This is a genomic window from Streptomyces sp. NPDC002156 (assembly GCF_053593675.1).
Genome location: NZ_JBSFDA010000032.1, coordinates 1 through 22,915 on the forward strand (window position 1 = coordinate 1; position 22,915 = coordinate 22,915).

General features: G+C 70.4%; 19 protein-coding genes. 5 read left to right on the top strand and 14 right to left on the bottom strand.

Annotated features, from left to right (window positions below; translation table 11 throughout):
- Nucleotides 1-212 precede the first annotated feature (212 nt).
- A complete protein-coding gene (locus tag ACWCRB_RS15930; RefSeq protein ID WP_450996618.1) occupies nucleotides 213-941 on the top strand; it encodes a TetR/AcrR family transcriptional regulator in 729 nt (242 codons plus the stop codon).
- A gap of 84 nt (nucleotides 942-1,025) precedes the next feature.
- Nucleotides 1,026-1,784 (top strand): SDR family NAD(P)-dependent oxidoreductase, encoded by a 759-nt coding sequence (locus ACWCRB_RS15935; RefSeq protein ID WP_450996619.1) that lies wholly within the window; start codon nucleotides 1,026-1,028, stop codon nucleotides 1,782-1,784.
- A gap of 64 nt (nucleotides 1,785-1,848) precedes the next feature.
- On the opposite strand, the gene ACWCRB_RS15940 is transcribed toward ACWCRB_RS15935, so the two are convergent.
- The 7 genes from ACWCRB_RS15940 to ACWCRB_RS15970 form a co-directional block, all read right to left on the bottom strand.
- The gene (locus ACWCRB_RS15940) at nucleotides 1,849-3,993 is read right to left on the bottom strand and encodes a beta-galactosidase (protein WP_450996620.1); all 2,145 of its coding nucleotides are present in this window, start codon (nucleotides 3,991-3,993) and stop codon (nucleotides 1,849-1,851) included.
- Nucleotides 3,994-4,051: 58 nt separating this feature from the next.
- On the bottom strand, nucleotides 4,052-4,990 hold the full coding sequence (locus ACWCRB_RS15945; RefSeq protein WP_450996621.1) for a carbohydrate ABC transporter permease: 939 nt from the start codon (nucleotides 4,988-4,990) through the stop codon (nucleotides 4,052-4,054).
- Nucleotides 4,987-5,868 (bottom strand): carbohydrate ABC transporter permease, encoded by an 882-nt coding sequence (locus tag ACWCRB_RS15950; protein ID WP_450996622.1) that lies wholly within the window; start codon nucleotides 5,866-5,868, stop codon nucleotides 4,987-4,989. The genes ACWCRB_RS15945 and ACWCRB_RS15950 overlap by 4 nt, the downstream gene beginning before the upstream one ends.
- On the bottom strand, nucleotides 5,868-7,256 hold the full coding sequence (locus tag ACWCRB_RS15955) for an ABC transporter substrate-binding protein (RefSeq protein WP_450996623.1): 1,389 nt from the start codon (nucleotides 7,254-7,256) through the stop codon (nucleotides 5,868-5,870). Before ACWCRB_RS15955 ends, ACWCRB_RS15950 begins: the two co-directional genes overlap by 1 nt.
- A 126-nt stretch (nucleotides 7,257-7,382) precedes the next feature.
- Complete coding sequence (locus ACWCRB_RS15960; RefSeq protein ID WP_450996624.1) at nucleotides 7,383-8,426, bottom strand: LacI family DNA-binding transcriptional regulator; 1,044 nt, start codon at nucleotides 8,424-8,426, stop codon at nucleotides 7,383-7,385.
- Between the two features lie 330 nt (nucleotides 8,427-8,756).
- The gene (locus ACWCRB_RS15965; protein WP_450996625.1) at nucleotides 8,757-10,151 is read right to left on the bottom strand and encodes a M20 family metallopeptidase; all 1,395 of its coding nucleotides are present in this window, start codon (nucleotides 10,149-10,151) and stop codon (nucleotides 8,757-8,759) included.
- Between the two features lie 23 nt (nucleotides 10,152-10,174).
- The gene (locus tag ACWCRB_RS15970) at nucleotides 10,175-11,248 is read right to left on the bottom strand and encodes an Lrp/AsnC family transcriptional regulator (protein WP_450996626.1); all 1,074 of its coding nucleotides are present in this window, start codon (nucleotides 11,246-11,248) and stop codon (nucleotides 10,175-10,177) included.
- Nucleotides 11,249-11,386: 138 nt separating this feature from the next.
- Between ACWCRB_RS15970 and ACWCRB_RS15975 the strand changes: the two genes are divergently transcribed.
- The 3 genes from ACWCRB_RS15975 (at nucleotide 11,387) to ACWCRB_RS15985 (ending at nucleotide 14,469) form a co-directional block, all read left to right on the top strand.
- A complete protein-coding gene (locus ACWCRB_RS15975; RefSeq protein WP_450996627.1) occupies nucleotides 11,387-12,979 on the top strand; it encodes an AbgT family transporter in 1,593 nt (530 codons plus the stop codon).
- A gap of 152 nt (nucleotides 12,980-13,131) precedes the next feature.
- A complete protein-coding gene (locus ACWCRB_RS15980) occupies nucleotides 13,132-14,238 on the top strand; it encodes a M20 family metallopeptidase (RefSeq protein WP_450996666.1) in 1,107 nt (368 codons plus the stop codon).
- A 54-nt stretch (nucleotides 14,239-14,292) separates the two neighbouring features.
- Entirely contained in the window at nucleotides 14,293-14,469 is a 177-nt protein-coding gene (locus tag ACWCRB_RS15985; RefSeq protein ID WP_369034651.1) for a hypothetical protein, read from the top strand.
- 55 nt (nucleotides 14,470-14,524) lie between these two features.
- Here ACWCRB_RS15985 and ACWCRB_RS15990 read toward each other — a convergent pair whose 3' ends face one another.
- The 7 genes from ACWCRB_RS15990 to ACWCRB_RS16020 all read right to left on the bottom strand — a co-directional run bounded on the left by ACWCRB_RS15990 (nucleotide 14,525) and on the right by ACWCRB_RS16020 (nucleotide 22,785).
- Nucleotides 14,525-16,708, bottom strand: a complete 2,184-nt coding sequence (locus tag ACWCRB_RS15990) for an ArnT family glycosyltransferase (protein WP_450996628.1) — start codon at nucleotides 16,706-16,708, stop codon at nucleotides 14,525-14,527.
- Entirely contained in the window at nucleotides 16,705-17,550 is an 846-nt protein-coding gene (locus ACWCRB_RS15995; protein WP_450996629.1) for a dolichyl-phosphate beta-glucosyltransferase, read from the bottom strand. Before ACWCRB_RS15995 ends, ACWCRB_RS15990 begins: the two co-directional genes overlap by 4 nt.
- Before the next feature lie 124 nt (nucleotides 17,551-17,674).
- A complete protein-coding gene (locus tag ACWCRB_RS16000) occupies nucleotides 17,675-18,280 on the bottom strand; it encodes a GTP-binding protein (protein ID WP_450996630.1) in 606 nt (201 codons plus the stop codon).
- Nucleotides 18,267-18,623 (bottom strand): DUF742 domain-containing protein, encoded by a 357-nt coding sequence (locus ACWCRB_RS16005; protein ID WP_235474180.1) that lies wholly within the window; start codon nucleotides 18,621-18,623, stop codon nucleotides 18,267-18,269. The genes ACWCRB_RS16000 and ACWCRB_RS16005 overlap by 14 nt, the downstream gene beginning before the upstream one ends.
- Nucleotide 18,624: 1 nt before the next feature.
- Nucleotides 18,625-19,050 (bottom strand): roadblock/LC7 domain-containing protein, encoded by a 426-nt coding sequence (locus ACWCRB_RS16010; protein WP_006377390.1) that lies wholly within the window; start codon nucleotides 19,048-19,050, stop codon nucleotides 18,625-18,627.
- 14 nt (nucleotides 19,051-19,064) lie between these two features.
- Nucleotides 19,065-21,506, bottom strand: coding sequence for a nitrate- and nitrite sensing domain-containing protein (locus tag ACWCRB_RS16015; RefSeq protein ID WP_450996631.1), 2,442 nt, complete (start codon nucleotides 21,504-21,506; stop codon nucleotides 19,065-19,067).
- 259 nt (nucleotides 21,507-21,765) lie between these two features.
- On the bottom strand, nucleotides 21,766-22,785 hold the full coding sequence (locus ACWCRB_RS16020; protein WP_450996632.1) for a substrate-binding domain-containing protein: 1,020 nt from the start codon (nucleotides 22,783-22,785) through the stop codon (nucleotides 21,766-21,768).
- Between the last annotated feature and the right edge of the window lie 130 nt (nucleotides 22,786-22,915).

Sequence of the window (22,915 nt, forward strand, 5' to 3'; positions counted from 1 at the left end):
GATGAGCTCGAGCGCGGCATCGAGCACTTCCTCTCGCTTCGCCGCCCCCTTCGCGTACTTCCGGCCCGGTGGCATGGCCACACCCTAACGCGCCCCTCCCCACACAAGGGGGCGCATACCCATCGTGTATCGTCACGCGGTGCTACAGGCAATTCCGGGACGCCGGTTCTGGCACCCCGTGACGGCGTACCGGGCTTTGAAGGACTGGTGAAATGCCCCCCACTCGGAGGGAGCGCGGCAAGACCGAGCGCTACTACCGCATGCGTGAGAACGTGGTGGACATCGCCGTCGAGCTGTTCTCGAAGAACGGGTACACCGGTACGGGCGTCGCCGACATCGGCGAGGCGGCCGGACTGGCCCGGGGCGCCCTGTACTACTACATCGGCTCGAAGGAAGCGCTCCTCGCCGAGATCCACGACCGCGTCATGGATCCGCTGCTGAAGGAAGCCACCGCGATCGTCGAACTCGACCTGAGCTTCCAGACCAGGCTGCGGCTGCTGTCGGAATCCCTGCTCTGGCAGATCGTCAACAGGCAGGAACACGTCTGGGTGTTCCTCCACGAGTACCGCCAACTCCAGGGCGAGTACCGCGAGTTGTTCCGCGACAAGCGGCACCGCTTCGAGTCGTGTATTCGCGACATACTCGCCGACGGAAACAGCCGGGGGCTGCTCCAGGGGCGCCCGCAGGAGGACTTGGAGCTGGCGACGCTCGCCTTCCTGAACCTGCACAACTACACGTACCAGTGGCTGGCCGGCCGCCGGGACATGCAGGTCGAGGAACTCTCCGCCTTCTACTGCGACATCTTCTTCAACGGCATCCTCACCGAGCCCGCCGACCGGGCGGGCGCCGAGGGCGAGTTGGCGGAGGGCAGAGCCGTCCTCCAGGGGATGCGGGGCATCAAGCCCGAGGTCAAGGCCAAGCCCGTCAAGACCAAGGCATAGCCCGCACTGTTTCTGTTCTTCTCTCCGGGGCGTACATTACGCTCAAGAATGTACCGACCGGTCGACACTTTATTGGAGGACGGAATGCCGATATCCGCCGGGAACGCCGAGGTCGCCGGACGACGTGTCGTGATCACCGGGGCCGGACGGGGCCTGGGGCGTGTTCTCGCGCAGGCCTTCGACGCCGCCGGGGCACAGCTGGGGCTCGTGGCGCGGTCCGAGGACGCGCTCAAGGAGGTCGCCGGGACGCTGCAGGGCGACCCTCTCATCTGCGCCGGGGATGTGCGCGAGGAGGCCTTCAACGAGTCCGTCGCCGAGGGCATGGTCGAGCGGTACGGCGGTGTGGACGCCTGGATCTGCAACGCCGGGGTCTCGCCCGGGGTCGCCGCGGTGACCGACACCAGCGCCGAGGCCTGGCGGGAGGTCATCGACGTCAACCTGACCGGAACGTTCCTCGGGGCCCGGGCGGGCGCGGCCGTGATGGGCGCCGGAGGGCGGATCATCGTCACGGGGTCCGTCCTTGGCGACCGGCCCAAGGGCGGCCTCGCCGCGTACTCGGCGTCCAAGAGCGGCGTCCAGTCCCTGGTGGGGGCGCTGGCACAGGAGTTGGGGCCGCGCGGGATCACCGTCAACACGGTGGCCCTCGGCTGGTTCGACACCGGGCTCGGCGCGCACTGGCGGCGCAGCGCGGAGCGCGACAGCGGCATCGTCGACCACACGGCACTGGGCCGCTGGGGCACCCCCGACGACCTCCCTGGCATCTATCTCTTCCTGGCCTCCGAGTCCTCGGCCTATGTGACAGGGACGACGATCACGGTCGACGGCGGCTACTCGCTGCTGTGACCGACCGTTGCCGACCGAGTGGGCCTGTTGGCGTCGCGTGACGTCAACAGGCCCTGGCCAGTGATCAGTTGGTGCTGAACACCCGTACGTCCCAGGCGCCGAGCTCCAGTTCGCCGCCCGCCGCGATCGGACCGCCGCTGTTCAGTACGTCCGTCAGGTCGGCCGGGGCCGTGACGCGCACCGGCTCCCAGCTCCAGTTGTGGACGATGTGCACGCGCCGCCCGTCCTCCGCCGTACCGGTGGTCGCCGTCACCGACTCCGGAAGGTCACCCCAGGCGCTGCGGGCGGCCGGGGTCAGCCAGCCGGCCAGCTCCCGGGCGAGATCGCGGCCCGGGACCGTGCCGACGTACGTCACCTGCCCCGAGCCGTGCCGGCGCGTGGTGACCGCCGGCCAGCGGCCGAAGTGCGGGTGCTCGTACGTCACCAGCGGCTCGGCGTCGGTCACGGTGAGACCGTCGGCCCAGTGCGACGCCGTCGCGCCGTCCGGGAGTTGGAGCGGGCCTCCGGGCACGGCACGAACCGGGATCCCGTCGGTCAGGTTGCTGAACTCGTCGTAGGTGACGCCCGCCGCGTCCACCAGGCGCCCGGGGGCGGGTTCGTGGCGGGCCCGCGCCTCGTGGTCGGCGTACGCCGTGCGCGGGCCGAGGACCAGATGGCCGCCCGCGTGGGCGTACGCGGCGAGCCAGTCGAGGGTCGTGTCGTCGACGACGTACAGCGCCGGGACGACCAGGACGGGGTGCCGGACCACCGCCTCCTCCGGGCTCAGGCCCTCCCGTTCGCCGCTCGGGTCGTGGAGCTGGCGGGCGTGCACGATCCTGACCTGGCGGCCGGAGTCGAAGGCGCCCCGGTAGAAGGGGTCGAAGATCCGGTGGTAGGCGGTGTCGTCGGGGCCGCCGTCTCCGGTCGCGAGCGGCGGATACTTCTGCATCAGCCACTTGCTGGGCGTCGAGTAGACCATCGTGATGTCGGCGTCCGGTTCGAGACCGGCGACCAGGGGGCCCGCCGCGTCCAACTCGGCTCCCAGTCGGGCCAGTTCGGCGTACGTACGACCAGGCCGGCCGCTGTGCGGGAGGACACCGCCCCAGTAGGTCTCGGCGCCGAAGTGCAGGGTGTGCCAGTGCCAGTACTCGATCATCCTGGCCCCGCGCCCGACCAGCGCCCAGGCGGCCTGGCGCCACTGGCCGTCGTAGGCGGGGCGGTTGTCCCACGCGAAGCCGATGGAGGAGGCGTTGGTCTCGGTGACCAGGAACGGGGCCTGCTTGGAGGAGAACATCCAGTCGGCGGTCTGGTACAGGGCCCAGACACCCGTCGTCTTCCAGCGCTGCGCGTGCGCGTCCGGCGTACGGTCGGGAAGCGCGAGGCTGTCCTGCATGTCGTAGTACGGGTTGCCCGACGCGATGTCGAGCCGGTCGGTCAACTCGTCGTCCTGGACCGCCGGGCGGGTGTACGAGATGCAGGTGGTGACGAACTGGTCCGGGTTCGCGTACTCCCGGACGATGTCGGCCTGCCAGCCGATGAACTCGGTGACCTGCCGGGCCTGGAACTCCCGCCAGGCGACGTCGTACTGGGGCTGGACGTTGCCGTCGGGCGTCCACAGGTCGGCCCAGGTGGACAGGCGGTGCGACCAGTAGACGAGCCCCCATTCGCGGTTCAGGGTCTCGATGTCCCCGTACTTCGCCCGGAGATGGTCGACGAAGCGCTCGAACACGCCCCGGTTGTGCAGGAGTTCGTTGCCGGGTTCGTTGTCGACCTGGAAGCCGATGACCGCCGGGTGGCCGGCGTACCGGGCGACGATCTTCCGGATCACCCGCTCGGCGTGGAACCGGAACGCGGGGTGCGTGAAGTCCACCTCCTGCCGGGCGCCCCAGCCGATCCGCTGCCCGGTGGCCCGCTCGCCGGTGATCTCCGGGTACTGGCGGGCCAGCCATGACGGCACGGCGTACGTCGGAGTCCCGAGGACCACGGAGATACCGCGCTCATGGGCGCCGTCGAGCACCGGCTCCAGCCAGTCGAGGTCGAAGCGACCGTTCTCCGGCTCCCAGGTCGACCAGACCGACTCGCCGACCCGGATCACGGTGAACCGGGCGTCGGCCATCAGGTCCAGGTCGGCCTTGAGCTGTTCGCCGGGACGGTACTCGGGGCCATGGGTGGGCTGGTACTCGTGGTAGTACGCGGCGCCGAACAGGACGCGGGCGGGCAGAACCGCCATGAAGTCAACCTCCAGGGGAGAAAGGGGAGTTGGGTAACTTGGCTGGCCGGGTAACGAGTTACTGCTTCACCCCGCCCGTGGCCAGACCGCTCTGCCAGTACCGCTGGAGCAGCAGGAAGGCCACGACGAGCGGGACCACCGAGATCATCGAGCCGGTCACGACCAGCGCGAGCATGTCGCTGCTGGCGCCCGCCCCGCCGTTCTGCGCCTGGGCGGCCCAGGAGGAGAGCCCGAGCGTGATCGGGTACAGATCCGAGTCGTTGAGCATGATCAGCGGCAGGAAGTAGTTGTTCCAGGTCGCCACCAGCGTGAACAGCAGCACGGTCACCAGTCCGGGCGCCAGCAGCCGCAGCACGATCTGGGAGAAGATCCGGAACTCCCCGGCCCCGTCCATCCGGGCGGCTTCGAGGATGCTGTCGGGCACGGCGTCCTGGGCGTACACCCGCATGAGATACAGGCCGAAGGGGCTCACCAGCGAGGGCAGGATGATCGCCCACGGTGTGTTCACCAGCCCGACCTTCGCGAACAGCAGGTAGGTCGGAATGGCCAGCGCGGTCGCCGGCACCATGACAGCGCCGAGTACGAGGTTGAAGGCGGCGCCGTTCCCACGGAACCGGAACTTGGCGAACCCGTACCCCGCCGCTGCCGCCAGCAGTGCGGCACCGACGGCGCTGACACCGGCGTACAGCAGGGTGTTGAGCAGCCAGTGCAGGAAGACGCCGTCGTCCTGGGTGAAGGTGTCGCGGATGTTCGTCAGCAGTTGCGGGGCGTCGGAGAACCACAGGCCGAAGCTGTTGATCAGGTCCTGGGTGCTCTTCGTCGAAGCGATCAGCAGCCAGAGGAGGGGGAGGAGGAAGTAGGCCAGGACCGCCAGCATGGCGATGGTGAGGGGCGTGCTGCGGCGGCGGGCCGGGCGTCGGCGCCGCTTCTCGGTGGCTTCGGGAGCCTTGTCGGCCGTCCGAACCACGCTGCTCGCAGGGGGAGTTGTGGTGGTCACGCGGGCCTCCTGCGGTTCGCGGTGAGGAGGAAGGCGTACGAGATGATCACGATGACCAGGCCGAGGAGGAAGGAGACGGCCGCCGCGTAGTTGATCTGCTGGCTGGTGAAGGCGAGCGTGTAGGCGTAGAGGTTGGCGGTGTACGAGCTGTCGATGACGTCCGGGACGATCTTCATCAGCAGGTTGGGCTCGTTGAAGAGCTGGAAGCTGCCGATCACCGAGAAGAGCAGGGTGAGCGTCAACGCGGGCCGCAGCGCCGGAAGTTTGATGGACCAGGCGATCCGCCAGGCGCCCGCTCCGTCCAGTGCGGCGGCCTCGTACAGGTCCGTCGGAATGGTCCGCAGGGCCGCGTACAGGATGATCATGTTGTAGCCGACGAACTCCCAGGTGACGATGTTCGCCAGGCTGCCGAGCATCCAGCTGTCGGTGAGGAAGTGCGGGGCGGGCAGGCTCAGTTTGTCGCTGAGCTGGGCGAACGGGCCGAAGTCCGGGCCGTAGAGGTAGCCCCACATCAGGGTGGCGACCACGCTCGGGACGGCGTACGGCACGAAGATGCCCAGCCGGATCACCTTGGCGAGCCGCAGCAGGCCGCTGTCCAGCGCGAGGGCGAAGAGCAGGGCGAGCAGCAGCATCACCGGGACCTGGATCACGAAGAAGGTCGCCACCCGGACGACACCCTCGCGGAGCTGCGGGTCCTTGACCGCGGTGAGGTAGTTGTCCAGGCCGACGAACGACGTGCCGCCGACCAACTTCTCCTGGAACAGGCTCAGATAGGCCGCGTAGCCCAGCGGGGCGAGGAAGAGGAGGAGGAACAGGACCATGAAGGGGGCGATGAACAGCGGGCCCGCCGATCGTGGTCGTACGAGGAGCTTCGGCATCAGGGGGCCGCCTTCACCGTGAAGCCCTGGCTCTTGGCGAACGTGGTGATCCGGGACTGCCAACTCCCCAGCGCGGCAACGGTGTCGGTCTTCCTGGCCAGGGAGTGGCCGACGGTCTCCGTCCAGTCGGTGGCCACCTGGTCGAGGAACGGCGGCCACTGGAAGGAGGGGTCGACCTGGGCGCTGATGCCGGCGAAGACCTCGTTGACCTTCTGGCCGCCGTAGAAGGCGGGGGTGGCGCCGATGTAACTCGCGTCCGCCAGCAGGGCCTTGGTGGCCGGGAAGAAGAACTGCTTCGTCGCGAACATCTTCGCGCTCTCCGCGTCACTGTTGAGGAACTGGGCGAACATGGCCGCGGCGATGGGGTTCTTGGTCGAGCGGATCACGGCTGTCGTCGAGCCGCCCCAGTTGCCGGCGCTCGGCTTGGCGGCGTCCCACTGCGGCATCGGGGCCGCCCGCCACTTGCCGGTGGTGTCCTTGGCCGAGCCGGAGAGGAAGGCCGGGCCCCAGGCGCCGACGATCCAGGTGGCGTACTTGCCCTTGTTGAGAGCCGCGTACCAGGAGTCCGTGAAGTCCGGCTCGACACCGATGACGCCCTCCTGGGCGAGCCCGCCCCAGAACGCGCCGAGCTTCTTGGAGACCGCGTCGTCGACGCTGATGGCTATGTCGCTCTTGCCGGAGGTGACGTACGGCTTGGCGCCCGCCTGCCACAACAGCCCGTGCCACGCGGCCACTTGGTTCGCGGCGAGGTTGGTGAGGTACACGTCCGGGTCGGCCTTGTGCAGCTTGCGCGCGGCCTCGGCGAACTCGTCCCAGGTCTTGGGGACTTCGATGCCGTGCTTGTCGAAGATGTCCTGCCGGTACAGCATGCCCATCGGGCCGGTGTCCTGCGGGATCGCCCACACCTCGCCGTCGCTGCCGCTGACCTGGCTCCAAGTCCAGTCCACGAACTGGGACTTGAGCGCGGAGGCGCCGTACGGGCGCAGGTCCAGCAGGCTGTCGGTGATCGTGAAGGTCGGGATGGCCTGGAACTCGATCTGCACCAGGTCGGGGGCGCCGCTGCCGGCCTTGAGCGCGGTACGCAGCTTGGTGTACTCCGGGGTGCCCTGACCGGCGTTGACGGCCTTGACCTTGATCGCCGGGTACTTCTTCTCGAAGAGGGCGATCTCCTGGGCGATCTCCGGGACCCACGTCCAGAACGTCAGCTCGGTCGGGGTCTTCATCGCCTTGTCGATGTCGGCCTGACCGACCGGCTCCGACGAGGTCGAGCCGCCGTCGGACCCGCCCCCGCCACAGGCGGACAGGGCCGCGCCGAGCGAGGCGGCACCGGCCGCGGTGAGCAGGAGGCGGCGGCTGAGGGCAGAGGAGGAGGCGGGGATTCTGGGCATGGTGGACTCCGGCCAGGACGAAAGGGAGTGATGGGAGGGCAGGGGAGGCGACAGGTGGGGCAGGCCGGCCTCTTGTCGGTGGGGCTGAGGGTGGGACTACAGGTGGGACTGGGACTGCGGGTGTGGCTACCGGTGGGGCGGGGGCGCGGTGGAGGACCGTACGACGAGGTCGACCGGTGGGTCGCTCGGCGGCAGGGGGTCCGCGTCCGGGTTCTCGATGGCGTGCAGGAGCCGCTTGAGGCCCTCTTGCGCCACGGCGTCGAACGGCTGCCGCACGGTGGTGAGCGGCGGGGTGATGTACGCGGCGACCGGGATGTCGTCGAACCCGACCACGCTGACGTCGTCCGGCACACGCCGACCGGCCTCCGTCAGCGCCCGGATCAGCCCGATGGCCATGTCGTCGTTGGCGGCGAACACGGCGGTCACCGAGGGATCGGCGGCGAGTCGGCGGCCCGCCGCGTATCCGGAGGCGGCCGACCAGTCGCCCACGACGACGGGCGGCTCGGGCGCGCCATGGGCGGCGAGGGCGGCCCGCCAGGCGTCGAGCCGGTCCCTGGCCGCGAACCAGCGTGGCGGACCGGAGAGATGATGGACCGTCACATGTCCCAGATCCAGGAGGTGTTGGGTGGCCGCCCGGGTGAGCAGATCCGCCCCGCCGCCCGAGGTGACCGGGTGGGAGGTGGCGAAGGGCGACGGTGCGCCGATGACCAGGACCGGTACGTCCACGGTCAGCTCCGCCACGCCGGCGCCCTCGTCGATCGGCTCGGAGACGACGATGCCGTCCACCCCCTGTTCGAGGAGTGAGCCGACGGCACCGGCGACGCCCGCGGGGTCGCCCTCCATCGTGTTGACGACCCGCAGCGCGTACCCGGTGTCCCGGACGGCGCGCTCGATGCCCATCAGCAGCGACGCGGGCCCGTACAGGGCGGTGCCCAGCGTCACCACGCCGATGGATCGCGTCCGCCCGGAGGCGAGTGCCCGGGCGGCGTTGTTCATCCGGTAGCCGAGGTCCTCGGCGGCCTGGAGAACACGGCGCCGTACGTCCTCGGAGACGTACCGCTCGCCGTTGAGCACCCGGGACACGGTCTTCTGGGAGACACCCGCGAGGCGTGCCACGTCGACGCTGCGGGGCGTCGACGAGGCCGCACCCCGTCCTGTCTGTCGTGTCACGGCGACTCCTCGCGGATCTCTGACTGCGCTGTCATGACTGCGCAGTCATATCTACGCAGTCGGAGGGGGCGCGTCAAGGGGTCGCGCAATCTCGGCGTAACTTTCGCCGCTGGAGTCGGGTGCGGGAGGAGGCTGGAATCGGGCGCCGGGGCTGGGAGCTGGGCGCCGGAGCCGGGCGCCGGGGCGGGGTGCCGGAGCCGGATGGTGGAGTCGGACGGTTGAGTCAGGCGGCGGAGTCGGGCGGGGAGGCGGGGTGCCGGAATCGGACGGTGGAGTCGGACGGCGTTGTCAGGCGGCGGGTGTCAGTGCGTGGCAGGCCGTCGGCGGGTGTCAGCGCGTGGCCGTCGGCAGCGGTTCGCCGAGATCCCAGAACAGCCCGGCCATGATGCGCAGGCCCTCCCGTGCCACCGAACCGAGCAGGTGTTCGTCGGGGGCGTGCTGGGCGCAGGACGGGTGCGAGTGCGGCACCCATACGGTGGGCAGGCCCAGGATCTCCGCGAAGGCGTCGTTCGGGAGCGTGCCGCCCAGGTTGGGCAGCAGGGCCGGGACCTTGCCGGTGCTGCGGCGCAGGGAGGCCGTCGCCCAGTGGACCCAGGGGTCGTCCGGGTCGAGGCGGGTCGCCGGGACCGCCTGGAGCAGTTCGACCTCGACCATCGGCAGACCGTGGGCGTCCAGGTGGGCGCGGACGATCGACTCCACGTCCTGCCAGGCGGTGCCGACGACGAACCGGAGCTGGACGTCCGCGTGCGCGCGGCCAGGGATGGCGCCGACAGGCTTGGCGGGGTCCCCGGCGGCCAGGGCGAGGACCTCCAGGGTGTTCCAGGCGAAGACCCGTTCGGCGGTCGTCAGACCGGGCTCGCCCCAGTCGGCGTCGACCTCGGGGTCGTCCGGTCCGCCGCCGACGGTGATGTCGGAAAGCGCCGCCGCCACCGCTTCCGGTACGGCCGGCGGGCGCAGCCCCTCCACCAGGATGCGGCCCCGGGCGTCGACCATGGTGGCGAGGGCGCCGGCGAGCACGGTGGCGGGATTGCGCAGTGCGCCGCCCCAGTTGCCGGAGTGGTGGGCGCCGTCGCGCAGGTCCACGCGGAGCCGGAAGTTGGCGATGCCGCGCGAACCGAGGAACAGGGTCGGCCGGTCCGCCGAGATCCGGGGACCGTCGGAGGCGATCAGCAGATCGGCGGCCAGCTCGTCCTTCATGCGGCGGCACAGCTCGTGCAGCCCCGGTGAGCCGAACTCCTCGCCCGTCTCGACGAGCACCTTCAGATTGAAGCCGAGCCTGCCGCCCCGGGCCGCCAGGACCTGCTCGAGTGCGGCGAGATTGACGGTGTGCTGGCCCTTGTTGTCGGCGGTGCCGCGCCCGTAGAGCCGGTCGCCCTCGACGACGAGCCCCCACGGGGACAGCCCGGAACGCCACCGGCCCTCCTGCCCGGGCACCACGTCCGCGTGCCCGTAGACGAGCACGGTCACCAGCTCGTCGCCCTCGTGCCGATGCCCGAGGAGAAAGGGCCCCGCGCCCGGTTCCGGATTGTCGACGACCTGGACGTCCGCCCCCAACTTCCCTACCGCCGGGACGAGTTCGTCCTCCAGATACGTCCGCAGCGCGGCCGTGTCGACGGGCGGCCGGCTCTCCGTCGGGTACGCGACCCGGCGCCGCAGGTCGGCGAGGAAGTCACCGGAGTCGTAGTACGCCTCGGCCAGGCCGATGGCGGTGTCCCGTGTGGTCATGTGTTCCCTTCCCTCGGGGTTTCCTACGTGTCTTCCTGCGTGTCTTCTTTCGAGCCCGCCGTCGGACTTCCCTCCGCCGCCAGCCGGCCGTCCTCCCGGTTCAGCCAGTGCCGGCGCAGCGCTTCGAGGACCACCGAGACGTCGAAGGAGATCACCCCGGGCAGCTCGGCCAGGTCCTGGGTGAGGAACGCGGCAAGGCCGTCCTCGTCGCGGAAGACGCCCTGGTGGACGACGCAGAAGTTGCCGGCCGTCGTGGAGACGTACCGCGCGGAAGGGTGCCGGGCGAGCGCCTCGGCGACCCGCTGGATCGCGCCCGGCGACACCGTCAGGGCGACCACGGCCTCCAACGCGTAGCCGAGCAGGCCCGGTTCGATCTCGACGCGGGGGCGCACCAGGCCGCGCTGGAGCAACGACTGGGTGGTGCGGTAGGCGGTGGACGAGCCGATGCCCAGCTCCCGCGAGACCTGCGCGGCCGTGATCCGCCCGTCGGCCGCGAGCAGCCGCAGCGTCCGGAGTTCGTCGCCGCCCGGCGGACCGGGGGTGCCGGGCGCGGTCGGCTCCTCGGCCGCAGACAGGAGGTGCTTGGCGAGCAACTGCCTCTGGTCCTCCGTCAGTCGGGGCAGTCGCCAGGTGTCGGACTTGGCGGTCGCGCCGAGGACGAGTTCCGAGCGCGCGGACCGTACGCCGGGGGTGGCGGGGATGGTCCGGGTGAGCAGTTCGCGGGTACGGGCGCGGCGTGCGGGCTGGACGGAGCAGTAGACGTCCGCCTGCCCGGCGGTGACCGCGACGAGGGTCGCCTCGGGCAACTCGGCGAGCCTGCGGGCGACTTCGGGCGCCCGGCCCGGCTCGGCGGTCACCCACACGTGCCACGGGTTGCCCTCGCCCGACACCGACCAGTCGAGCTGGCCGATCACCCGCAGCAGCCGGTCCGACTCCAGCCGGGTCAGCCGCCGCCCCACGGTGCTCGCCGACAGCCCGAGCACCTCCGCCAGCAGGCTCAGCGGCGCGCGCGGGGCGTGCTGGAGCGCGGCGACGAGGTCCAGGTCGTCCTCGTCCAGCGGGATCTCGTCGTGCGGACCGTCTGTCACGTACTCCATGACACCCATCAACCCACAGAATGAATCCGCCAACCAGCCACTTCATGTGAACGATATGAGCGCAACAAGGTTTTAACTTGCATGATTACGGCGGCAGGGTCGTCAATTGGGGCAGCCGATCAGGAAGGCTCCGCCCAGATGACTTCCGTCGAGAAAGCTCCCGAAGGCACGACCCCCGAAGAGAAGACCCCCGTCCCCTCCGCACCGCTCTCCGGTCTGCTCGGCCTGCTGGTCCGGATCGAGCGCGTCGGCAACAAACTCCCGCATCCCTTCTGGCTGTTCGGGGTGCTGGCCGTCGTACTCGCCCTGGTCAGTTGGGTGTTGGCCGCTGTCGGGGCCTCCGCTCCGAACCCCGCCAGCGGCGAGACGGCGACCGTCCGCAGCCTGGTCTCGGGCGCCGGTCTGAAGATGATGATCGGCGACGCGGTGACGAACTACGCCACCTTCCCGCCGCTCGGCACGATCCTCGTCGTCATGCTGGGCGTGGCCGTCGCCGACCGGGCGGGCCTGCTCCCCGCGATGCTGCGGGCCGCTGTCGCCCGGGTCCCCGCCCGCTGGCTGACGTTCACCCTGGCGTTCACCGGCATGGTCGCGCATGTCGCGTCGGACGCCGCGTACGTCGTCCTGGTGCCGCTCGGCGCGCTCGCGTTCAAGGCGGTGGGGCGCAGCCCGATGCTCGGCGCGGTGGTGGCGTTCGTGTCGGTAGCCGCCGGGTACGACGCGAGCCCGCTGGTCACACCCATGGACGCGGTGCTCGCCGGCCTCACCACGGCCGCCGCCCACACCGTCGATCCGTCGTACGTGGTCAGCCCGCTCTCCAACTACTTCTTCTCCATCGGCTCCTCGCTGGTCCTGGCCACCGTCGTCACCGTGGTCACGGAGAAGGTCCTCGCCCGGCGGGTGGCGGCCATGCCGGAGGAGGCCGAGCCGGGGGAGGAGACACGGGAGCAGGAGGACTCCGACGCGCTGACCCTGCGGCCCGAGGAGCGGCGCGGGCTGCGCCGCGCGGGCCTGACCCTGCTGGTGTACGCCGGGATCGTGGTCGTGGCGATGATCCCGCACGGGTCGCCGCTGCGGGGCGAGGGCGGCAGCATCGTGCAGTCGCCGGTGCTCACCGGCATCGCGGTCGTGCTCGCCGTGGCGTTCCTGATCACCGGCGCGGTGTACGGGCGCGCGGTGGGCACCGTACGCACCGGCCGCGACATCCCCGACCACATGGCCAGTGGACTGCGCGAGATGGCGCCGATCCTCGTGCTGTTCTTCGCCATCTCCCAGTTCCTGGCCTACTTCAAGTGGACCGGCGTCGGCGAGGTCATGGCGATCCGGGGCGCCGATCTGCTCAAGTCGGCAGGAATCACCGGCCCGTTGGCGTTCCTGGGCATCCTGCTCGTCTGTACGGTGATCAACCTGCTGGTGACGAGCGGCTCCGCCCAGTGGGCGCTGGTCGGCCCGGTCTTCGTACCGATGTTCATGCTGCTCGACATCCCGCCCGAGGTGACCCAGGCGGTGTACCGCATCGCCGACTCGTGCACCAACGCGGCGACCCCGATGAGCGCGTACTTCGTGATGACCCTGGGCGTCGTCCAGCGCTACCGGCGCTCCGCGGGCATCGGCACGCTGCTCTCCCTGACCCTGCCGCTGTGCCTGGTCATGCTGGTGACGTGGACCCTGCTGTTCTACGCCTGGTGGGCGCTGGGCATCCCGCTGGGACCGGGGGTGCCCGTCCGCTGAAGCCCGGTTCCCCGGAAGTCCACGTTCCCCATGTTCCTTGGCGTTCCTGGGTAGTTACCCGCTTTGCGCCGTCTTCTTCCCGCACCGTACGAGGAGAGCCGTCCGTGCCGCTGCCCGACATCGAGTCCCTGGCCCGTACCGCCCTGCCCGAGATGACCGTCGACCTGCGGACCCTGGTCGAATGCGAAACCCCCAGCGACGACAAGGAGTTGCTGTCTGCCGGACTCGCCGCGATCGAGGGGTGGGCGCACCGGCGCCTGGGCCCGCCGGACCAGGCCGTGCGCCACGACGGGGGCGAACACGGAGACGTCCTGGAACTCCTCTACCGGGGCACCTCGGAGACGGAGGTGCTGCTGCTCGCCCACTACGACACCGTGTGGCCGGCCGGCACCCTCGCCGAGTGGCCGTTCACCGTGACGGACGAGGGGAGGGTGAGCGCGCCGGGCGCCTTCGACATGAAGTGCGGCCTGGTACAGGCGATCTGGGCACTGCGCCTGCTGCGCGAACGGAGCCTGCCGCGTCCGACGGTACGGCTGCTCCTCAACGGCGACGAGGAGATCGGCAGCCCGTTCTCCCGGCCGTACATCGAGCGGCTCAGCGAGCGGGTGGCGGCCACGCTGGTGTGCGAACCGGCGGCGGGGCCGGACGGCGACCTGAAGACGGCCCGCAAGGGGGTCGGCCTCTTCGAGGTGGCCGTGGAGGGCGTGGAGGCACACGCGGGCCTGGACCCGTACGGCGGCGCGAGTGCCGTGCACGCCCTCGCCGAACTGGTCACCCGGATCGCGGACTTGGGCTCACGCGAGCACGGCACGACGGTCAACGTCGGTGTGATCAGCGGCGGTACGGGACGCAACGTCATCGCCGGACACGCCCGCTGCGGTGTCGACGTACGCATCGCCGACCCCGCCGAGGCGGCCCGCATCGACACCGAACTGGCCGCCCTCACGGCCTCCGACCCCCGGGTACGGGTGTCTGTCACCGGCGGCTGGAACCGCCCGGCGATGGTGCCGACGCCCGTCTCCCAACTTCTCCTCAAACAAGCGCAGTCGGTGGCGTCCGGGCTGGGCTGGACGATCCGCGAGACGGGCGTGGGCGGAGCGAGCGACGGCAACTTCGTCTCCGCGCTGGGGCGCCCGGTCCTCGACGGCCTCGGCCCTGTGGGCGGCGGTGCCCACGCCCGCGACGAACACGTGCTGCTGGCCCACGTTCCGGCCCGTACGGCGCTCCTGGCCGGGCTGCTGATGGCCCACGTGGAATAGCCGGCCCCGGACGTACGCTGGAGGAGTAGTCGGCTCTAGTGAACGGGGACCGGGATGACCTACGAAGTGCAGACCACGGAGACCGCCGAGGCGGCGCGGCAGACGCGGTTCGGGCAGCTGCCGGAGCGGATCCGCCTGGAGGACATGGTCGCCGGGCAGCCCGCGTCGGTGCCGGACCCGGCGAGGAACGCGTACAACGAGGATGAGTGGACGGTCCGGTACTGCCTGTGACGAAGGGCGGGCCGCCGGGTGTCCGGCGGCCCGCCCTGCAGGGGACGGGGATCGGTCAGCTCACGTCGGAGGCGTCCAGGCGGTACAGGCCGCTGCTGGTCGACGTGGTGGACGTGGACGTCGAGGTGGAGCTCGACGAGCTGCTCGTCGAACTGGTGCTGTACTCCGAGGAGTCGACCGCCGTACCGTTCGCCTTCACCCAGGTGGCGATCTCGGAGTTGGTGCCCTGGCCGGAGTCGCTGCTGACGATGATGTAGTGCAACTTCCCCGCCTTCACCAGGCTCTTGAGCTTGGCCAGGGTCATCGCGTTGTCGCTGCCCGACCAGCCGCCCATCGAGATCACGGGCTGGCCCGACTCCAGGATGATCGAGGACGCCGTCTGGTCGGTGGCCACCGCCAGCAGCCAAGTGGCGCCGTCCTGGTGCTTCTTGAGGTACGTGATCATGTCCGACGACACCTGGGTGCCGCCGCCCATCCCGCCGCCACCGCCACCGGTGCCGCCACCGTCACCGCTCGGACGGGTGCCCGACTCGGCCGCCGCCTCCGACGAACTCCCGCTGGAGGACGACGAGTTGCCGGACGGGGGCGTCCCCATCGACTGGCCGCCGCTGTTGCTCGTACCGCTGCTGCTGCTCGTACCCCCGGAGCCCTGCGGAGCACCGCCGCCACCCATACCGCCACCCATTCCGCCGCCCGTGCTGGGGCCGGCCGTCGGGTTGGTGCCGTTGGTGCTGGAGGTCGCGGCCGAGACCGAGTAGGCGGCCGGTCCTGCGAGCAGGGCGACCACCGCGGCCAGGGCCGCGATGCCCATCAGACGGTGCCGCTTGGTGAAGCGGCCGACCAGCAGGCCCAGTACGGCGATGGTGCCCGCCACCGCCACCACGATCTCCGCGACCGTGTACAGCGTGCCGGAGCCGGACACCCGCTGGAGCAGGACGACCGCCCAGACCGAGCTCGCCGCGACCGCCACCGGAAGAACCCAGGCCCACTTGGCAGCCGAACCCTCACGGAAGGCGCGGTAGAGCATGACCCCGCCGGCGCCCGCCAGGGCCGCGATACCGGGGGCCATGGCCGTGACGTAGTACGGGTGGAAGGTGCCTTCGGCGAGGGCGAAGGTCAGGTAGTGCAGGACGAACCAGCCGCCCCAGAGCATCAGCGCCGCGCGCTTGGCGTCCGTACGAGGGGCACGGCCGCGCAGGACCAGGCCCGCGACCAGGGCGATCAGCGCGAAGGGGATCAGCCAGGAGATCTGGCCGCCCATGATCTCGTTGAACATCCGGTAGAGACCGGCCTCGCCGCCGAAGCTCGCGCCGTTGCCCTGCGAGCCCACCGACGAACTCGCCCCGAAGATCCGGCCGAAGCCGTTGTAGCCGATGACCAGGTCCCAGACCGTGTTGTCGGTCGAGCCGCCGATGTAGGGGCGGGAGGAGGCCGGGATCAGGTCGACGACCACCATCCACCAGGCGGAGGAGACGATCAGGGCCACTGTGCCGACGGCCAGGTTGCGGATGCGCCTGCCCAGGCTCGCGTCGGCCGCCCAGAGGTAGACCAGGAAGAAGACCGGCAGGACGACGTACGCCTGCATCATCTTGGTGTTGAACGCGAAGCCGATCGCCACGCCCGACCACACCAGCGGCATCAGCCGTCCCGTGCGCACCGACTTCATCAGGGCGGCCGCGCCCAGCAGCATCAGGAAGACCAGGATCGGGTCCGGGTTGGTGTCCCGGGTGATCGCCACCGTGATGGGGGTGAGAGTGAGCGCGAGGGCCGCGATCGTCGCCGCCACCGGGCCGAAGTCCCGCTTCACCATGCGGAACAGCAGGGCCACCGAGCCCGTGCCGACCGCGACCATCGGCAGCATCAACTGCCAGGTGCCGTAACCGAATACGCGGGCCGACAGGCCCATCACCCATAGGGCGAAGGGGGGTTTGTCGACGGTGATGAAGCTGCCGGAGTCCAACGCCCCGAAGAAGAACGCCTTCCAGCTCTTCGTGCCGCTGTACACGGCCGCGTTGTAGAAGGTGTTGCCCGTGATGGAGGAGAGGTTCCAGGCGTAGAGGGCGGTGGCCAGGAGCAGGATTCCCCAGAGAGTCGGGCGGGTCCAGCTCGGGTCCTCGGGGGCGCCGGTGAACAGGCGCTTGGCGCGGGCCGCGAGGCCGCCGCCGGAGGGCGGGGGTTCGGCGCGGTGGCGGGGTGCGGGTGCGCTGTCGCGGGTCGGCGGCGGGGCGAGGGTCGTCATGACGCGTACTCCAAGCTGGGGGCGGGGCTGCTGCTGGTGACGTGCTGGGGTGCGCCTACCGGGCTCTGCGCGGGCACGCGGGCGGGTACGGGGATCCGGGCGCGGCCGGTGAGGCTGCTGCGCAGCATCCGGCGCATGCCTCTGAGGTCGTCGAGGGCGGTGCGGACGATGTCGACCCGGCTGTCGGGGTCGTCGACCCAGTCGACCGGCACCTCGTGGATGCGCAGGCGGTTGCGCTGGGCCAGGACCAGCAACTCGGTGTCGAAGAACCAGGCGTTGTCCTCGATGTGCGGGGCGAGGGCCCGGAAGACGTCGGTGCGGACGGCCTTGAAGCCGCACTGGGCGTCCGAGAAGCGGGCCGCGAGGCCGAGCTTCAGGAGGAGGTTGTAGGAGCGGGAGACGAACTCGCGCTTCGGGCCGCGCACCACGTCGGCCTGGCGGTGCAGCCGGCTGCCGATGGCCACGTCGCTGTGGCCGGAGAGAAGGGGCGCCACGAGCGGCAGGAAACCCGCCAGGCCCGTGGACAGGTCGACGTCCATGTAGGCGACCACGTCGGCCGTGGAGTCGCTCCACACGTGCTTGAGCGCGCGGCCCCGGCCCTTGGCGTCCAGATGGACGGCGTGGACATGGGGGAGGCGGAGCGTCAGGTCGGTCGCGGCCTGCCAGGTGGCGTCAGTGCTGGCGTTGTCCGCGACCGTGATGCGGAACGGGAACGGGAAGGAGGCTTCGAGGTAGGCGTGGAGACGGCCGATGCTCTCGGCGAGTACGTGCGCCTCGTTGTACACCGGCACCACGATCTCGACCGAACGCTGCCGGACGCCCCTCGCGTTCGTTTCGTTCATGCCAGTGACGATCGGGGCCGTATCTGGGGCGACCCTGAGGCGACTCTGAGCGACGAATGAGAATCAGCGGACTCACAGGTTGCTCATAGGCGCCCGGTGACACGTGACGTACTGACACGTGACTTCAGGCCGTGTGCGCGTTCCCGCCGCCCGGAGTCGCCGACGCGATCAACTGGTCGATCAGCGCGATCAGTACGTCCCGGCACGACTCGCGGTCCCGTGCGTCGCACAGCAGGACCGGAGTGTGCTCCGGCAGCGCCAGCGCCTCCCGGATCTCGTCCGGCTCGTACGGATGCTCCCCGTGGAAGCCGTTCACCCCGACGACGAACGGGATGTCCCGGCGCTCGAAGAAGTCGATCGCCGCGAAGCTCGACTCCGGCCGGCGTACGTCGATGAGGACCACGGCCCCCAGCGCGCCGATCGAGAGGTCGTTCCACATGAACCAGAACCGCTGCTGTCCCGGCGTACCGAAGAGGTACAGGATCAGTTCCTGGCTGAGGGTGATGCGGCCGAAGTCGAGGGCCACGGTGGTGGCCTTCTTCTCCTCGATGCCGTCGAGGTCGTCGATGCCGAGGCCGGCCGCGGTGAGCGGCTCCTCGGTGCGCAGCGGCACGATCTCGCTGACCGAGCCGACCATCGTCGTCTTGCCCACGCCGAAGCCGCCGGCGATGAGGATCTTGACCGTGTCGGGCGCCGAGGTCCCGTTCGCGGTCAGGCTAGAGCCGGCCAAGGCCGTCCCTCACTTTCTGGAGCAGGTCCATGTCCGTGGTGCGCGAGATCTGGCGCGGGGACTGGGCGGTGATCCGGCCGGCCTCCAGCAGATCGCACAGCATGATGACGACCACGCTCACCGGCAGGTCCAGATGGGCCGCCAGCTCCGCCACCACGACGGGCCGTGCGCACAGCCGCAGGATCCGAGCGTGCTCGGGCTGCGGCCGGGCGCCGCCGTCGGGCTGCGGCTCCACCGCCGTCACCGACGTGATCAGTGTGAAGTCGGCGCGGCTGGGCCGGGTCCGCCCGCCGGTGAGCGTGAACGGCCGTACGAGCCGGCCGGCCGCGTCGCTTCCGCTCACCTCACTCGCCGGCCGCGCCGACGACCCCGGCACGGGGGGCCGCGCTGAGGTGCTCACCGATCTTCTTCACCAGCATGTTCATCTGGTACGCCACCACCCCGACGTCCGCTCCCTGGCTGGTCAGCACGGCGAGATGGGCGCCCGGACCGGCCGCCGTGAGGATCAGGTAGCCGTTGCGCATCTCGATCAGTGCCTGGCGCACCGGACCGCCGCGGAAGTCCATGCTGACGCCCTTGCTGAGGCTCATCAGCCCGGACGCGGTCGCCGCGAGCCGCTCGGCGTCGTCGCGCAGGAACGCCGTCGACCTGCTGACGACCAGTCCGTCCTCGGAGAGCACGACGGCGTGGTTCACCTCGGCTACCCGGTCCACGAGTCCGGTGAGCAACTGGTCCAGCTCGGTGTGCGTGGCGGGGGTGGGGCGTGTCATTTCTCTGTCCTTCATCAGCGGTCTGCGGGCGGAGTCGAGGTGACCGGAGTGCCTGCGTCGGGGAGCGGTGCGTCGGGTTCCTGAGGCGAGTCGTCCTCCCCATGGTCGTACTGCTCTTCGGCGTCGTCGTCACGGGCCTGGAGGGTTCCGCGCTGGAAACCGGAGAGCGAGGAGGCCGCGCGCTCCGCCGAGAACTCGTCGAGCGAGTCCTCGGACGCGCCGTCGGGGTCGTCCTCCCGCAGCTCGGCGGCCAGACTGGTCTGCGGCACCCGGCGCGGCAGCGGGGTGAGCCCGCCCTTGCGCGCGGCGGCGCCCTTCTCGGCCTTGCCCTCACCGCCGCGGCCCGCCCCGACGAGGGCGGCCTGGCGGGGCGCGGGACCGGCGTCGGCGGTCCGGACGCGGGCCGCGACGGGCGGTGTCTCCCGGTCCCTGATGCGCTCGTGCGCGGGCCGCTCCGCGGCGACCGGCCCCGGCACCGCGGCGGACGCCTTCTCCGCATCCGAGGAGTCCGTGTCGGGCGCGGCGAGTTCGCGTACGACGACATCGTGCGGGATCAGCACGATCGCCGTCGTACCACCGTACGGCGAGGAGCGCAGCGTGACCTGGATGCCGTGCCGGACGGCGAGGCGGGCGATCACGAACATGCCGAGCCGCAGGTCGTCGGCGAGCGCCACCACGTCGAACTGCGGGGCCTCGGCCAGGTGTTCGTTGAAGGACGCGTAGTCCTCCTCGGACATGCCGAGACCGCGGTCCTCGATCTCGATGGCCAGCCCCTTGGCGACCATCGCGGCCCGTACGCCGACCGGGCTGGGCGCGGGGGAGTAGGCGGTCGCGTTGTCGATCAGCTCGGCCAGCAGATGGATGACGTCGGCGACCGCGGGCGGCGCGAGGTACACGTCCTCCTCGGTCTGTACGTCGACCCGCTGGTACTCGGCGACCTCGCCGACGGCGCTGCGCAGGATGTCGATCAGCGCGACGGGCTCGGTCCAGCTGCGGCCGGGCCGTTCACCGCTGATGATGACGAGGTTCTCCTCGTACCGGCGCAACTGGCTCGCGGTGGAGTCGAGTTCGTACAGGCCCTTGAGGATCTCCGGGTCCTGGTGGGCCCGTTCCAGCGCGTCCAGCTTGGTGAGCTGGAGGTTGACCAGGTTCTGGCTCTGCCGGGCGATACCCAGGATGACCTTCTGGAACCCGCGCCGGGTGTCGGCGAGTTCGACCGCGGTGTGTACGGCGGTCCGCTGCGCCGCGTTGAACGCGTGGGCCACCTGGCCGAGTTCGTCGTGGCCGTAGTCGAGCGGCGGGGTGGCCGACTCGACGTCGACCTTCTCGCCCCGGTTGAGCCGCGCGACCACGTCCGGCAGCCGTTCCTCGGCCAGACCCAGGGTGGCCATGCGCAGCCCGCGCAGCCGGCGGGACAGGGACCGGGTGATGCGCCAGGACAGCACGATGCACAGCAGCAGCGCGACGAACCCGCCCGCGCTCAGCGAGGCCGCCTTGATCAGCAGCGACCGTGCCTCGTCGGCGCTGCGGGTGAGCAGGCCCCTGGTCTCGTCGTGGATCAGCGAGCCGTACTGGACGCTCAGTTCGTCCATGGCGGCGGACCACTGCTTCTGCTTGTCCGGCAGGGTGATCTTCCGGTCGGCGCCGCCGCCGGGCGTGCCCGACGCGAGCACCTGGTCCTCGATGGAGGTCAGGGTCTTCCAGGCGGAGCCCGCCAGGATCGCCTCGGTACGGGTCTTCGCCGTGCCGCTGAGGGACTGGATCAGCTGGTCCTCGACGACCCAGCGCCGGGCGCTGACCAGCCGGACGTACGCCTCCCACTCGTTCTGGTCCAGACTCCCCGAGGTCCAGGCCAGGTTGAGCTGCGAGTCCTCCTGGGCGACCAGTTCGGCGGCCTGCTCCAGCGAGACGAGCGGGCCGGCCTGGGAGGTGAGGTCGCCGTCGTCGACCTGGGACAGCTCCTGGAAGGCGTGGATCTGGTTGCCGATGATCGACGAGTACTGGTCCAGCGCCTGCTGGGCGGAGATGTCCGTGAGCCTGTCGACCTGACCGCGGTAGTACTCCAGGCTGCCCGCCGCCGCGATCACCGAGTACATCCGCTCGCTGATACGGTCGGGGGCCTCCTGGATCGCCTTGGTCTGGCCCACCAGTTGAGCGACCGCCTTGTCCGTCACCTTGCGCTGCGCGTCCAGGGCGGTGCGGTCGCCCCTGGGTGAGGCCAGCCACTCGGCCGACAGCGTGCGCTCCTTCTGCAACGCCATCGTGGCATCGGTGCCCATGGCACCGGTCGCCTTGCTGAGCCCCGTCTGGTCCCGCAGCCGCAGGCCCTCCGAGAACATCTGAATCGTCGTCACGCCCCACATCGCGGCGAGGGTGACGCTCGGCACCAGTGCGAGCAGGATCAGCGAGAGACGTATGGAGCCGAGACGGCGCCGGGCACCTTTGCGTGGAGGCATCGTCGTCCTAGAGCGATCAGCGGTGAGCGGGAGTGACAGGTGACAACTGGCAGGGGGCGGCGGAAGCGGAACAGTCGGCGGAACATGTTTCCGGGTCCGCAGGATGCTATCCGTACAAGTGAACGTACGCACCGTGAGCCCCCAAAGCTTGGTGCAGCCGTTGTACGACGGTTGCCGCGCGGGAGGGTTGGGGAGCGAGGCGGAGGGGGATACGGAAGCCCCGCGGAGGGGCGCTGGGCGGAGTCGAGGAGCGGGCGGCTCAGCGGGTGCCGTTGGCGGCGAACCTCGCGACGTCGGCGATGTTCTGCTTGGTGACGAAGGCCGGCCCGGTGAGCACGGGAGCCGAACCGCCGCCGCTGAAGTTGCCGTTGGACTTGTACAGCCAGAGCGAGTCGACGGCGAGATAACCCTGCAGGTAGGGCTGCTGGTCCACGGCGAACTGCACATCGCCGCTCTTGACCGCTTTGACGATGTCGTTGTTGAGGTCGAAGGTGGCGATCTTCGCCTTGCTGCCCGACTCGTCCACCGACTTCACCGCCGCGAGCGCGAACTGCGCGCCCATCGTGACGACTTCGTCGATGCTCGGATCCTGGTTCAGCCGCGCCGCGACGACCGCGGTCACGGTGTCCATGTCGGTGCCGTTCACGTACAGGTTGTCGGTCTCACCGACGAACGTCTTCTTCACCCCGGCGCAGCGCGCCTCCAGGGCGACGTTTCCCTGCTCGTGGATGACGCAGAGGGCGTGCTTGACCTTGAGTGTGTCCAGTTTGTCGCCGAGGGCGCGCCCGGCGGTGCTCTCGTCCTGCCCGAAGAACGCCATGAGGCCCGCGGAACGCCAGGCGTCGATACCCGAGTTGAGACCGACCACGGGTATCCCCGCCGACTCGGCCTGCGCGACCGCGCTCCTCATCGCCTCCGGCTTGGCGAGGGTGACGGCGATCCCGTCGACCTTGTTCTTGACCGCGTCGCGCACGAGGGCCGCCTGGGCGGCGGCATCGGGGTCGCTCACGTACGTCAGCTCGATGTTGTCCTTGGCCGCGGCGGCCTCCGCGCCCTTCTGCACCCGCTCCCAGAAGGCGTCGCCCTTGGCGCCGTGGGTGATCAGGGCGACCTTGATCCGGGCGGTGCCGGCACCGGCGGTGCCCTGGCCGGAGTCCGACCCGTCGGAGCCGGAACCCGAACAGCCGGCCGCGAGAAGACATACGGCGGCCACACCGGCGGCAACGGCGGTGACACGGGCGGATCGTGCGGAACCGGAAGAGACGGGGGGTGTGTTCATGGGAGTGCGGCACCTCGCTGCGCGGCCGAGGAGGGGAAGGAGCAAGAGAAGGACAAGAGAGGGAGAGGAAGGGCGAGAGAGGGAGTGGGTACGGCGAAATCTGCGCGATCGTCGGTCGACGTGCACTGAC

Excerpts from the sequence above, each read along its gene's own strand:
- ACWCRB_RS15930 (WP_450996618.1), top strand. The coding sequence starts at position 213 with ATGCCCCCCACTCGGAGGGAGCGCGGCAAGACCGAGCGCTACTACCGC.
- ACWCRB_RS15935 (WP_450996619.1), top strand. The coding sequence starts at position 1,026 with ATGCCGATATCCGCCGGGAACGCCGAGGTCGCCGGACGACGTGTCGTG.
- ACWCRB_RS15940 (WP_450996620.1), bottom strand. The coding sequence starts at position 3,993 with ATGGCGGTTCTGCCCGCCCGCGTCCTGTTCGGCGCCGCGTACTACCAC.
- ACWCRB_RS15950 (WP_450996622.1), bottom strand. The coding sequence starts at position 5,868 with ATGCCGAAGCTCCTCGTACGACCACGATCGGCGGGCCCGCTGTTCATC.
- ACWCRB_RS15955 (WP_450996623.1), bottom strand. The coding sequence starts at position 7,256 with ATGCCCAGAATCCCCGCCTCCTCCTCTGCCCTCAGCCGCCGCCTCCTG.
- ACWCRB_RS15965 (WP_450996625.1), bottom strand. The coding sequence starts at position 10,151 with ATGACCACACGGGACACCGCCATCGGCCTGGCCGAGGCGTACTACGAC.
- ACWCRB_RS15970 (WP_450996626.1), bottom strand. The coding sequence starts at position 11,248 with ATGGAGTACGTGACAGACGGTCCGCACGACGAGATCCCGCTGGACGAG.
- ACWCRB_RS15975 (WP_450996627.1), top strand. The coding sequence starts at position 11,387 with ATGACTTCCGTCGAGAAAGCTCCCGAAGGCACGACCCCCGAAGAGAAG.
- ACWCRB_RS15980 (WP_450996666.1), top strand. The coding sequence starts at position 13,132 with ATGACCGTCGACCTGCGGACCCTGGTCGAATGCGAAACCCCCAGCGAC.
- ACWCRB_RS15985 (WP_369034651.1), top strand. The coding sequence starts at position 14,293 with ATGACCTACGAAGTGCAGACCACGGAGACCGCCGAGGCGGCGCGGCAG.
- ACWCRB_RS15990 (WP_450996628.1), bottom strand. The coding sequence starts at position 16,708 with ATGACGACCCTCGCCCCGCCGCCGACCCGCGACAGCGCACCCGCACCC.
- ACWCRB_RS15995 (WP_450996629.1), bottom strand. The coding sequence starts at position 17,550 with ATGAACGAAACGAACGCGAGGGGCGTCCGGCAGCGTTCGGTCGAGATC.
- ACWCRB_RS16010 (WP_006377390.1), bottom strand. The coding sequence starts at position 19,050 with ATGACACGCCCCACCCCCGCCACGCACACCGAGCTGGACCAGTTGCTC.
- ACWCRB_RS16015 (WP_450996631.1), bottom strand. The coding sequence starts at position 21,506 with ATGCCTCCACGCAAAGGTGCCCGGCGCCGTCTCGGCTCCATACGTCTC.
- ACWCRB_RS16020 (WP_450996632.1), bottom strand. The coding sequence starts at position 22,785 with ATGAACACACCCCCCGTCTCTTCCGGTTCCGCACGATCCGCCCGTGTC.